Annotated in this window: 11 protein-coding genes and 1 pseudogene; 7 read left to right on the top strand and 5 right to left on the bottom strand. The window is 55.6% G+C overall.

Features of this window, described 5'->3' with window-relative positions; genetic code table 11:
- Window positions 1-70: 70 nt before the first annotated feature.
- Both DW56_RS23055 and DW56_RS17265 read left to right on the top strand, forming a co-directional pair.
- Window positions 71-469 (top strand): annotated as a pseudogene (locus tag DW56_RS23055) (tyrosine-type recombinase/integrase); the annotation flags it as partial.
- Window positions 470-551: 82 nt separating this feature from the next.
- Window positions 552-821 carry a hypothetical protein gene (locus DW56_RS17265; protein WP_024554048.1) on the top strand — a complete coding sequence of 90 codons (270 nt, stop codon included), beginning with the start codon at window positions 552-554 and terminating at the stop codon, window positions 819-821.
- A 184-nt stretch (window positions 822-1,005) separates the two neighbouring features.
- Here DW56_RS17265 and DW56_RS17260 read toward each other — a convergent pair whose 3' ends face one another.
- Window positions 1,006-1,227 carry a hypothetical protein gene (locus DW56_RS17260; protein ID WP_024554047.1) on the bottom strand — a complete coding sequence of 74 codons (222 nt, stop codon included), beginning with the start codon at window positions 1,225-1,227 and terminating at the stop codon, window positions 1,006-1,008.
- Between the two features lie 386 nt (window positions 1,228-1,613).
- On the opposite strand from DW56_RS17260, the gene DW56_RS17255 reads away from it, so the two are divergent.
- Window positions 1,614-2,345, top strand: coding sequence for a DUF6216 family protein (locus tag DW56_RS17255; protein WP_024554046.1), 732 nt, complete (start codon window positions 1,614-1,616; stop codon window positions 2,343-2,345).
- Between the two features lie 145 nt (window positions 2,346-2,490).
- Here the strand turns inward: DW56_RS17255 and DW56_RS17250 are convergent, their stop codons facing one another.
- The gene (locus tag DW56_RS17250) at window positions 2,491-3,039 is read right to left on the bottom strand and encodes a TetR/AcrR family transcriptional regulator (protein ID WP_024554045.1); all 549 of its coding nucleotides are present in this window, start codon (window positions 3,037-3,039) and stop codon (window positions 2,491-2,493) included.
- Window positions 3,040-3,122: 83 nt separating this feature from the next.
- Between DW56_RS17250 and DW56_RS17245 the strand changes: the two genes are divergently transcribed.
- Entirely contained in the window at window positions 3,123-4,349 is a 1,227-nt protein-coding gene (locus DW56_RS17245) for an MFS transporter (RefSeq protein WP_024554044.1), read from the top strand.
- A gap of 8 nt (window positions 4,350-4,357) precedes the next feature.
- Here the strand turns inward: DW56_RS17245 and DW56_RS17240 are convergent, their stop codons facing one another.
- Entirely contained in the window at window positions 4,358-5,815 is a 1,458-nt protein-coding gene (locus DW56_RS17240; protein WP_024554043.1) for a flagellin N-terminal helical domain-containing protein, read from the bottom strand.
- A 177-nt stretch (window positions 5,816-5,992) separates the two neighbouring features.
- On the opposite strand from DW56_RS17240, the gene DW56_RS17235 reads away from it, so the two are divergent.
- Complete coding sequence (locus tag DW56_RS17235) at window positions 5,993-6,805, top strand: Cof-type HAD-IIB family hydrolase (RefSeq protein WP_024554042.1); 813 nt, start codon at window positions 5,993-5,995, stop codon at window positions 6,803-6,805.
- Between the two features lie 28 nt (window positions 6,806-6,833).
- Here DW56_RS17235 and DW56_RS17230 read toward each other — a convergent pair whose 3' ends face one another.
- Window positions 6,834-8,069, bottom strand: coding sequence for an MFS transporter (locus tag DW56_RS17230; RefSeq protein WP_024554041.1), 1,236 nt, complete (start codon window positions 8,067-8,069; stop codon window positions 6,834-6,836).
- A 302-nt stretch (window positions 8,070-8,371) separates the two neighbouring features.
- On the opposite strand from DW56_RS17230, the gene ybjG reads away from it, so the two are divergent.
- Together ybjG and deoR are read left to right on the top strand one after the other, a co-directional pair.
- Window positions 8,372-8,980 carry an undecaprenyl-diphosphate phosphatase gene (gene ybjG, locus DW56_RS17225; protein ID WP_024554040.1) on the top strand — a complete coding sequence of 203 codons (609 nt, stop codon included), beginning with the start codon at window positions 8,372-8,374 and terminating at the stop codon, window positions 8,978-8,980.
- A gap of 83 nt (window positions 8,981-9,063) precedes the next feature.
- Window positions 9,064-9,828 carry a DNA-binding transcriptional repressor DeoR gene (gene deoR, locus DW56_RS17220; RefSeq protein WP_024554039.1) on the top strand — a complete coding sequence of 255 codons (765 nt, stop codon included), beginning with the start codon at window positions 9,064-9,066 and terminating at the stop codon, window positions 9,826-9,828.
- 30 nt (window positions 9,829-9,858) lie between these two features.
- Here the strand turns inward: deoR and dacC are convergent.
- Window positions 9,859-10,955 (bottom strand): serine-type D-Ala-D-Ala carboxypeptidase (gene dacC / locus DW56_RS17215; RefSeq protein WP_035890191.1); only part of this gene is annotated, 1,097 nt, incomplete at its 5' end.

Here is a 10,955-nt window from a genome sequence, read left to right as displayed (position 1 = left end):
TACCGCTCATGGGCACCTCTCTTTAAGCCATCTTAAATGACTCTGAGGTGTCTGTTAAACCCGTGGCGATTCACGCTACCGCGAAGCGGTGAACCTCACGCGCTCCCAAATCACAAAGTACAGAATCAGATTTGTCAGGACCAAAGGCAAAAAGAACCGCAGCCTTCCCATCAATAAAGAGCTTTACGAGGAAATCATTGCGCTCGATGGCTTCAAGTTCTTTACTGATTGCTACTTCCAGTTTTTATCCGTGATGGAGAAATCCTCCATCGTGCTTCCACGCGGACAGCTTACCCACGCCCTGCGCCATACATTTGCAGCACACTTTATGTTATCCGGCGGGAACATCCTTGCGCTCCAGAAAATTCTGGGTCATCACGACATAAAAATGACCATGCGCTATGCCCACCTGGCCCCCAATCACTTGAAAGCGGCCCTACACTTTAATTCCTTAGCAACCATGCATTAATTCTCCTTAGATACTGCTTACGTGCGCGCCTGAAATTAACAGAGTATCATTAGGACGGTCTTGATTATCAGAGAGATAGATTATGAATGAGTTACAGAAACAGGGGTTAGAGCTTCGTACTAAAGCAAAAGAACTGGCTCTTGCTGCTTTGGCAAAACACCCAGATGGACGCATAAATGGTAAGGGAGTTAAGCAAGCAGAGGTATTTCGTCTCTGCGGTCTCGACTGGGGAGATTACCCTAAAGCCCCAAGTACGCAGCAACAGTACTGGGCGGTAGCCCTTCTCCGGGAACTTGAGTCAGAAGGAACTGTGGAGCAAGTCGAAGAGAAAGGCCCCTGGCGTTTAAAGTAAGTCACGATGAGCCAAGGGGCGAAAAAGTGGCGGCAGCGGTTAGCATTACCCCGTAATCGCCACTTCTTACCTTCAGTCTAAATTGTTGATTATTTTAATAAATGATTTCAACAACCCATTTACATAAATAGTTTTTCTTGCCTTAAATCCGCAAAAGCGCAGCACAGCCAGCCTGGATAGCGCCCTACGCTTGCCCTTTTACTTTGTCTACAGCCCAGGCGATGAGATAAGCCAGCACAAAAAAACCGATAAATCCGGTGATCTTCCCTACCCAGCCCTCCAGCACAAAAAAGCTGGTAAACGCGGCAATGGAGCAAATGCCCGTTGATAAAGCTTCAACCAGATTAGCTGAGTGTATGCCAATGCGCTTAAACAGCGTCGCGAGCGAGGAGTCGGCAGATCTCATTTTCTATCCCTTTGCACCGTAGAGGGTGGCTGTTGATAAATAACAGGTATGGTTCCAGTTGTAGTTCAACGAGAAAGCAAACCATATCCAAATTCATGGCAGACACTTTCACATAAGCGACAGAATATTTTTCTTTCATTCTTCGAAGCGCTCTGGCTACTAATGCATACCATTCGCGCTGTGATGACAATCTTCCGCCATATTCTACATACAAACAGAATATTCAATAGCGTGACAGGTAACGCGTTGCATGATTTACCTGCGTTACCAGTTCGCGGGTAAATAGTTGCCCCGCGTTTATATAAAAGAATTTATTGCAAAACCTCGCCTGCATGATAAAAAACAGACCGGGTAAATTGATAAGCAAAGTGAATTCGGGGATAAGCATGATTTCTGTCAGCGAGATGATTAGTACGGAGTTTTCCAATGCGCCGGTGGCGACGTTTATCGCCGTTTTGTCGCTGGTTGGCGCGGCATTCAAGCTTGTCATCGCGTTTAAAAACAAGGTGATAAAAAACAAAGAAGAAGACAACAAAACCTTTGAGCGTGCCGGGATCCCCTCTTTCTTGCTGCGCTTTTTTATGATTTCGCTTTCTACAAAGAAAACGCCGGAGACTAAAAAAGTCGATAAAGCGATGATTTACATTTTATTGCTGCTCTTTATCGGCTCGCTTTTTTTTAGCGCCCCCATTCTTATTCGCATAACTAAAACGCCTCAGGACCATACGTTATTAATCTGGAAAGCCACAGGAGATTTCTTTTATATTTCCCGTACGCAAGCGAGTGAATCCACGCTTTTCTCTCACTCGGGGTGGCAGGTCAAAAAAAGCGATTGCCAGGCGAGTAACGCGCCTGTGATTAATCAGCAAAACTTGCCTTCGCCAGACATCGTGAAAGGCGTTTGCGATATGTTTAACACCCCGGAAGGCCAGGAATATTTAGCCCACTCCTTAAAAACCTATCCGAAAGGGAAACTCTTTGCCTGGGTTATGCTGCCGTTCACGGAACTCGTTTTGTTATGGATGGCGGCAGGTTGCGCGCTCCACCTTTATTATGCCGCGAAGCTAAGAAAATATATTTTAAGTGAACAAGATAAAGCGGTGAGCTATGTCCGGTGAAGCGGGTATGCGCCGCCCCGTTTCTGCCGCTTATTAAGCGAAAAGTTTAACAGTGGCTTACCCCGGTCAGTTGCCAGCGCCCCCCTTGCCGGGGAAGGCAACTTTTAACGGATGGTCTGCATTGTTGACGTTAACGCCCGGATGCTCAGGCTATCCCCGCCAGCCTTAACACCACTCCCTGAATGTCCGCTTCGCTAAGCGGCTTTCTGTCGACCACATAATGCAGCGTCATTCCTTCGATAAACGCGTCGAGCGCGCGGGCCGTGACCGGGTCAAACCACACTTCCAGGATCTGCTGGCTGCGCTGCATCCACTCCTGCATGATGGTTTTCAGCGCCGGGCGGCGGCTGGCGTAAGCGTAAAGCTGATACATCAGCTCCATATTTTCCGGCGTGGTGATTTGCGCCCCGCAAATCACTTTGGTCAGCGCCTCGCACGCTTCACGCTGGCTGGTCGCCTGCGCCAGATAAGCCTGGTACGTTTGCGACATTTCACGGGCGAAGCCGCTCAGCGCCTCTTCCAGCAGGGCGTCGATACCGGTGAAGTAGTAAGTCAGTGAGCCAAGCGGCACTTCCGCCCGCTGGGCGATTTTGCGGTGCGTGACGGCGCTGACGCCATACTCCGCAATAGCCTCAAGCGCAGCCTGTAAAATACGCGCGCGGCGCGGCGTTTCCCCGGTAACAGATAAATTCATAGCGCTCTCTCGGTGCATCAACGTGTACAAATGTACACATCGTTGCTACTGTTGTCTTACCTTTTCTGTCGTCAGGGATGTCTATGTCGCCACAATCCTCTCGCCAGGCGCTGCGTCGCCGTACCTGGTCGCTGTTTATTTTTTTCTTTCTGCCCGGGCTGATTATGGCCTCGTGGGCGACGCGCACCCCCGCTATCCGCGATGTGCTGGCCGTTTCCACGGCGGAAATGGGCGTGGTGCTGTTTGGCCTCTCCGTCGGCTCCATGAGCGGCATTCTCTGTTCGGCCTGGCTGGTGAAGCGGTTTGGCACGCGCAAGGTTATCCGCACCGCCATGCTGATGGGCGTAGTCGGCATTGTGATAATGAGCGGCGCGCTGTTGCTCGGCGTCGCGCTGCTTTTCTCGCTGGGGCTGGCGGTGCTTGGCGCCGGGCTGGGCTCGGCTGAGGTGGCGCTGAATGTCGAAGGGGCTATCGTTGAGCGCGAGCTTAACAAAACCATTCTGCCGATGATGCACGGCTTCTTTAGCCTCGGCACGCTGGTAGGCGCAGGCATTGGCATGACGCTCACCGCAATCAACTTTCGCGCCGACTTTCATATCCTGCTGGCGGGGCTGGTCACCCTCGTGCCGGTCTTTATCGCATTGCGCGCCATCCCGGAAGGGGTCGGCAAAGAGAGCGCCGAAGAGCAGAAACAAAACGCGAGCAATCGTCGTCCTTTTTATAAAGACATTCAGTTACTGCTGATAGGCGTGATTGTGCTGGCGATGGCATTCGCCGAAGGCTCCGCCAACGACTGGCTGCCCTTGCTGATGGTGGACGGCCACGGCTTTAGCCCCACCTCCGGCTCGCTTATCTACGCGGGCTTTACGCTTGGCATGACGCTGGGACGCTTTTTCGGCGGCTGGTTTATCGACCGCTACAGCCGCGTGGCGGTGGTGCGCGCCAGCGCGTTGATGGGCGGGCTTGGCATCGCGCTGATTATCTTTATCGACAGCGCCTGGGTTGCGGGCGCTTCGGTGATCCTCTGGGGGCTTGGCGCCTCGCTCGGCTTCCCGCTGACTATCTCTGCGGCAAGCGATACCGGGCCGGATGCGGCGACACGCGTAAGCGTCGTCGCCACCACGGGCTATATCGCTTTCCTGGTGGGGCCGCCGCTGCTGGGTTTCCTTGGCGAACATTATGGCCTGCGCAGCGCGATGCTGGTGGTGCTGGGTCTGATAGCGGTCGCTTTTCTGGTTTCACGCGCGGTGGCGAAACCGCAACGCACGCCCTGGCAAGACCAAAAAGAGGAAAGCGCGCCGTGCCGCTAGCGGCGGCGCTACCCTTTCAACAGCGCCAGGATATTTTCTGGCGCTTGCCTGCCCTGCGCCATCAGCGCGTTGCCTGCCTGTTGCAGAATTTGCGCCCGGGTCATGTTGCTCACTTCCCGGGCGTAATCCGCATCTTCGATGCGGCTGCGCGCCGCCCCGGTCGCCACGTTACCTTCCATCACCACGGCTTTCGCGCTGGCGAAGGCGTTGTTAAGGCCGCCGTAAGTGCTTCGGTAGCCGTTCACCTTCTCCAGCGCCGCGTCGAGTTTATCCATCGCCTGGCTGGCTTTATCCTGGCTGTCCAGCCGCAGATCGTGAACGCCAAGCGTAACGCTGTCGGCGGGCGTGGCGGGAATGGTTTTGGTTTCAAGCGCCTGGCCAAAATCAGCGCTCACCACAATTTCCGTGTCGCTGCTGGTGGGTCGGGTGTCGGGCGCCTGCGTGGGCGTCGGCAGCGCGCTCCAGGTCATGCTGCCGGTAAAAGAGCCGGTGCCAGGCACCATGACAATCAGATCTTCGCTCACGTTATCAATGGTTATCCGCTCTTTGTAATGCCCCGGCGAAACGGTGCCATTATTGGCCCAACCGGTGGCGGGAGTTTCGTACCGGTCGCCATCGCCGCTGTAGGTAATAGTCATCCCGTTAAGGGTTTTGCTGACGCTGCCGTTGATGTCATACGCCGCGCCGCCCTGCACCAGGTTTGCATCCTGGTAAGTTGCTTGTGCGGTAAAGCCATTCTCTTCGGTAAGAATTTTCGCGCTGGCGTCAACAGAGTTATTTATTCCATTGCTTCGCCATGTGAAATCGCGTACTGCGCCGTTGCCGTTCACCGGGGCGCCGACAAGGTGGCTGCCGTCGCGGGTGAAAATCTGCATATCGTCATCCATCCAGCCGGAATCGATTTCCAGGACGATATCTTTTGCCCCGGCAGGGATGTAGGCGAACGGCACCAGGCCGGAAGTAAAAACGTAGCCTTGTCCTGCTACAGGCAAACGCTGATCGATGGAAGGAACTTTTCCCAGTTGTACTGGCGCAGGCGCGGGGTGGCTTGCCGCCGCCAGCGGGTATTTACCGAATACGGTGGTGCCGTAAGCGATCTGGTCGATGTTCTCGCTGATGGCGTGAAATTCGTTTTGCAGGGCAGCGCGGTCTTCAGGCGAGAGCGTGCCGTTTGCCGCCTGCACCGCCAGCGTTCTGGCGCGGATAAGCAAATTATTAATCTCATCCAGCCCGCCTTCCGCCGTTTGCATCAGGCTTACGCCATCATCGATATTGCGCGCCACAGCGCCGTTGGCGTTGATAGTCGCCGTCATGCGGTTAGCGATAGCCTGGCCTGCGGCATCATCGCTGGCGCCATTAATGCGCATACCAGAAGAGAGCCGGGTGATAGCCTGACTTAATACCGATTCGCTGTTGCGCTGCCGTGTCGCCGTAAAAGGCGACATCAGGGAATAGAGGGTCGTCATGTTCTTTCGCAAAACACACTATAGTTGCCGTCATAGCTACTATCGGCCTGTTGCGAACGGCGCTTTAGTAAAAAATTTGCATTAAGGAAAAACTCGTTAATTAACGAGCGCTTATCAATTTATTGCCCCGACGGGGCGGCAAGCCTGCCTGCTCCGTCAAACCGTTAAGGAGCATTTATGGGTGTAAAACTGATCGCTGTCGACATGGATGGCACTTTTCTCAGCGACGCCAAAACCTACAACCGCGAGCGTTTTCTTGCGCAGTACGCCCGCATGAAGCAGCAGGGCATTCGGTTTGTGGTGGCGAGCGGCAACCAGTATTACCAGCTCGCCTCTTTTTTCCCCGAGATAGCCGAAGAGATTGCCTTTGTCGCGGAAAACGGCGCCTGGGTAGTGAGCGAAGGCGAAGACTTGTTTAACGGCAAACTTTCTAAAGGGCAGTATGACCAGGTGATTGACCACCTGCTGACGCTGCCGAAAGTGGAAACCATCGCCTGCGGCAAGCGGAGCGGTTATACCTTAAAAAGCTATGACGAGGCGTTTAAGCGCATGGCCGCCACCTATTACCACCGGCTGGAGTTTGTCGACAGCTTTTATGGTCTGGACGACACCTTCTTTAAGTTTGCCCTTAATCTGCCGGATGACGATCTGCTGAAAACCATGGATGCGCTGACGGCGGCGTTTGAGGGCATTGTGGTGCCGGTCTCCAGCGGCCACGGCTCTATCGACCTGATTATTCCGGGGCTGCACAAAGCCAACGGCCTGCAAATGCTGCAAAAGCGCTGGGGAATCAAAGATAGCGAAGTGGTGGCGTTTGGCGACGGCGGTAACGATATTGAGATGCTGCGTCATGCGGGCTTTGGTTTCGCCATGGAAAACGCGCCGGAGAAAATTAAAGCGATAGCGCCTTACCGTGCGCCGCACAATAACGAACAGGGCGTGCTGGAGATTATCGACAGGGTGTTGGATCAGGCATCGCCGTTCAGCTAAAAAAAAGCCCTCTTACGAGGGCCTTTTTTTACTGCGGCTGGAGAGAATTACCCACCGTTTTATCTTTCAGGAATATCACCATCATCGCCACCCACAGCAAACCATTCAGCAGGTTAAAGAGGCTGAACAGCCCGTTGCCGCCCGCTAAATAAGCATGTTTGCTCACTTCTATGCCGACCGTGAAGATCAACATCTGCAACATGCCCATTGCCGCTGAAACCGTGCCCTTGCTGATATCGCTGGCGAACAGCGTCAGGCGCACCAGGCCTGCGTTGGCAAGACCGATGCCGAAGGCGTAAACGCTTAGGCCCGCCGTCATCCACAAGTAAGCGTGGGCGGAAAAGAGCGTCGCCAGCGCCGCCATCGCCAGCCCAAAGGCTATCGGCCAGCCGCCAAGAATAATCAGCGAGCGTACCGTGCGTCGTGAGGTGAGCTTCGCCAGCACCAGGTTCCCCGCGATCAGCGCGCCGAAAATCGGCACCTGCAACAGGCCATATTCGTAGCTGCTGAGCTGCTCGCCGCTAATGATAATAACCGGCGACTGGGCAATCCACGCCAGCAGCGGCAGGCTGACAAAGCCCGTGGCCAGCGCGCCGGCCACGAAGCGCGCATTTTTCATTACCGCTTTATAGTCGCGGCCCAGCTCGCCCAGCGACAGCTTTTCGCCAAGCCGGGTGGCGGTTTCCGGCATTGCCCGCCACAGGCCGTACCAGGAGATAGCAGCCAGGACCGCGAAGAGCACGAACATCATCTCCCACGGCGCCACATGCACCCATGCCGCCCCCACCAGCGGGCCAAGCAGCGGCGCGATTAGCGCCACGTTCGCCATTAGCGCGGTGATTTTGATGCACACCGCCTCTTCGAACGACTCCTGAATCGCGGCATACCCCACCGCGCCGATAAAGCAAAGGCTGATGCCCTGCAAAAAGCGCAGCGCGGTGAACTGTTCAATGTTCTGCGCCAGCAGGGTGGCGAGACAGGTGACAATAAACCAGACCACGCCGGTCAGCATCACCGGACGGCGGCCGATACGGTCAGACAACGGCCCCAGCAGCCATTGCAAGAACATGCCGCCCGCCAGATAAGCGGTCATGGAGGTTGGCACCCACTCCACGCCCGCCTGGTATTGCTCTACCACCGCGAGCATACCGGGCTGGATCATGTCGTTGCCGATATAGGTTGAAAATTCATACAGCACCAGGCACAGCGGGAACAGCAGCGCCTGGCGCCCAAGGCGCTTTTTTGTCAGAGAGTTATTTTGCATAGCGATCCATCCAGAGAAATCGCGCTGAGTGTAATGAAACGACCGCAGCAGTCATAGTGAATTGTGCGCGATGCCGCTTAATAACGCACAACGTTGCCATCATTTAAGCTTTTTTTAAGGTGCGATGCGTAATCTTATGCCCGGGCTGGATGAGCGCTGTATGACAGAAATAAGACAATACCGCTTTACCCGGCGCCGGTCGGTTTCTAAGGTTATTCGCTTTAACAGCGGCATCCCTTTACGCCGCGTCGCGGCCCTGAATCCCGGGCCTCTTTTCAGGTTGATAAGGAACCCAAATCGCGATGTTGGAAGAGCTCAACCACCAGATTTTTCTGGCAATCAATGCCACTCCCGCTTCCCCCGCCTGGCTTATCGCCTTTGCCACGTTTATCGCCAGAGAACTCATTTATGGCGTGCCGCTGCTTTCGGCGGCGCTCTGGCTTTGGGGGCCTGGCCAAAAGCTTAGCGCCCAGCGTCAGCTGGTGGTGAAAATCGCGCTGGCGCTTGCCATCAGCGTCTTTCTCTCCTGGCTGATGGGCCATATCTTCCCGCATCCCCGCCCCTTTGCCGAAGGGATTGGCTATCAGTTTTTGCATCATTCCCCGGATGACTCTTACCCCAGCAATCACGGCACCGTGAGTTTTACCTTTGCCCTCGCGTTTTTATGCTGGCATCGGGTGTGGTCCGGGCTGGTGTTGCTGGGCGTCGCCTGCGCCATCGCCTGGTCGCGCATTTATCTCGGCGTCCACTGGCCGCTCGATATGCTCGGCGGCCTGCTGCTCGGCATGCTGGCCTGTCTTGCCGCGCAAATGGTCTGGAACTATTGCGGCGACGCCCTTTATCAACGGTTGCGCCAGCTTTATCGCCGCTGCTTCGCCCTGCCCATCCGCAAAGGCTGGGTGCGTGACTAACGCCTCTGCGGCGGGTAAGATTCCCCGATTCACTGGCGAGGCCGCCTTCACGCCTCGCCAGTTTCGGTTAAGCAGAGGAAGAGATGGAAACACGGCGCGAAGAGCGGATAGGACAGCTTCTGCTGGCATTAAAACGCAGCGATAAACTTCATCTGAAGGAGGCGGCTGCGCTGCTTGGCGTTTCAGAGATGACCATACGCCGCGATCTACAGCGCAACGACGCGCCTGTGGTGCTGCTCGGCGGTTATATTGTGCTGGAGCCGCGCAGCGCGGGCGTCAGCCATTATCTGCTGAGCGACCAGAAAACTCGCCTGGTTGAAGAAAAGCGTCTGGCTGGCCGCCGCGCGGCGGAGCTGGTGAGCGCGCATCAAACGCTCTTTTTCGACTGCGGCACCACCACGCCCTGGATAATCGACGCGCTGGATGACGCGCTGCCCTTCACTGGCGTCTGTTACTCCCTGAATACCTTTCTGGCGCTACAGGAAAAACCCGCCTGCCGCGTTATTCTCTGCGGCGGCGAGTTTCATGCCAGCAACGCTATTTTCAAACCGCTTAATTTTCGCGAAACGCTACGCAACATTTGCCCCGACATCGCCTTTTTTTCGGCCGCCGGGCTGCACCTGCAACAGGGCGCCACGTGCTTTAACCTTGACGAACTGCCCGTAAAACAGTGGGCGCTGGAGACGGCCCAGCGCCATGTGCTGGTGGCGGACAGCAGTAAATTCGGCAAGGTAAGGCCGGCCTGCATGGGGCCGCTGGAAGCCTTCGACACCATCGTGACCGACGCGAAACCCGAAGCGAAATTTGTCGAGTGGGCAAAAACGTCCGGCGTAACGCTGCTGTGGTGAAAAGCCTCCCGCGACCGGGAGGCGATAAGATTATGAGAACCAGCTGCCGAACCATTTGTGGAACTGCATCAGCACGCGGTCCCAGAGGCGGCTGAAGAAACTGCCCTCGTCCACCGCTTCCATTACCACCAGCGGACGCTGTTCAATGTTTTTGCCGTTAAGCTGGAAATCTATCGTGCCCACCACCTGGCCTTTCTTCAGCGGCGCGGTGAGCTGCGGCTCCGTCAGTTTCCAGGTGGCTTTCAGGTTTTTAAGCTGGCCTTTCGGGATGGTTATCGACCCCGCTTCGCCCGCGCCTAATTTCGCTTCGCTCTTGTCGCCAAACCAGACGCGCTGGCTGACGAATGTCGCATCGGGTTTGATGGGCGTTACGGTCTCGTAAAAGCGAAAACCCCAGGTCAGTAGCTTTTCCGACTCGCGAAAGCGAATGCCGTCGGTTTTGGTGCCCAGCACAACCGAAATCAGGCGCATATCGCCCTGCGTCGCTGAGGCCACCAGGTTATAGCCCGCCCCTGCTGTGGTGCCGGTTTTCATGCCGTCGACGTTGAGATTGCTGCTCCAGAGCAGACGGTTGCGGTTAGGCTGGCGAATATTATTAAAGGTGAACTCTTTTTCTTTGTGGATCGCATATTCTTCCGGCACGTCATGAATTAATGCCCTGCCCAGCAGCGCCATGTCGCGCGCGGTGCTGAACTGCCCCGGCGCGTCCAGTCCGTGTACGGTTTTAAACGTCGTGTTGGTCAGGCCGAGGCGCTGGGCGTAGCCGTTCATCAGGCCGACAAACGCATCCTGGCTGCCCGCCACGTAATCGGCGATAGCGATACTGGCGTCATTGCCGGACTGGATAATCACCCCTTTGTTCAGCTCCGATACCGGCACCTGATCGCCTGGCTTTAAAAACATCAGCGACGAGCCGCGTAGCGCAGGGTTGCCGGTCGCCCAGGCATCTTTGCCGATAGTGACTTTATCATTCAGATGAATTTTGCCGGCTTTCAGCGCCTGGCCTACCACATAGCTGGTCATCAGTTTAGTGAGGCTGGCAGGGTCGAGTTTTTCATCGGCGTTGCCTTCCGCCAGCACTTTTCCGCTGGCGTAATCCATCAGGATCCAGGCTCTGGCTTCTACCG

The sequence above is a fragment of the Franconibacter helveticus LMG 23732 genome (assembly GCF_000463115.2).
In the GTDB taxonomy this organism is placed as follows: Bacteria; Pseudomonadota; Gammaproteobacteria; order Enterobacterales; family Enterobacteriaceae; genus Franconibacter; species Franconibacter helveticus.
The sequence above is the reverse complement of the archived record's forward strand: the minus strand, read 5'-3'. Positions and strand labels throughout refer to the sequence as shown.

Coding starts and splice junctions, on each gene's coding strand:
- DW56_RS17265 (WP_024554048.1), top strand. CDS start 552: ATGAATGAGTTACAGAAACAGGGGTTAGAGCTTCGTACTAAAGCAAAA.
- DW56_RS17260 (WP_024554047.1), bottom strand. CDS start 1,227: ATGAGATCTGCCGACTCCTCGCTCGCGACGCTGTTTAAGCGCATTGGC.
- DW56_RS17255 (WP_024554046.1), top strand. CDS start 1,614: ATGATTTCTGTCAGCGAGATGATTAGTACGGAGTTTTCCAATGCGCCG.
- DW56_RS17250 (WP_024554045.1), bottom strand. CDS start 3,039: ATGAATTTATCTGTTACCGGGGAAACGCCGCGCCGCGCGCGTATTTTA.
- DW56_RS17245 (WP_024554044.1), top strand. CDS start 3,123: ATGTCGCCACAATCCTCTCGCCAGGCGCTGCGTCGCCGTACCTGGTCG.
- DW56_RS17240 (WP_024554043.1), bottom strand. CDS start 5,815: ATGACGACCCTCTATTCCCTGATGTCGCCTTTTACGGCGACACGGCAG.
- DW56_RS17235 (WP_024554042.1), top strand. CDS start 5,993: ATGGGTGTAAAACTGATCGCTGTCGACATGGATGGCACTTTTCTCAGC.
- DW56_RS17230 (WP_024554041.1), bottom strand. CDS start 8,069: ATGCAAAATAACTCTCTGACAAAAAAGCGCCTTGGGCGCCAGGCGCTG.
- ybjG (WP_024554040.1), top strand. CDS start 8,372: ATGTTGGAAGAGCTCAACCACCAGATTTTTCTGGCAATCAATGCCACT.
- deoR (WP_024554039.1), top strand. CDS start 9,064: ATGGAAACACGGCGCGAAGAGCGGATAGGACAGCTTCTGCTGGCATTA.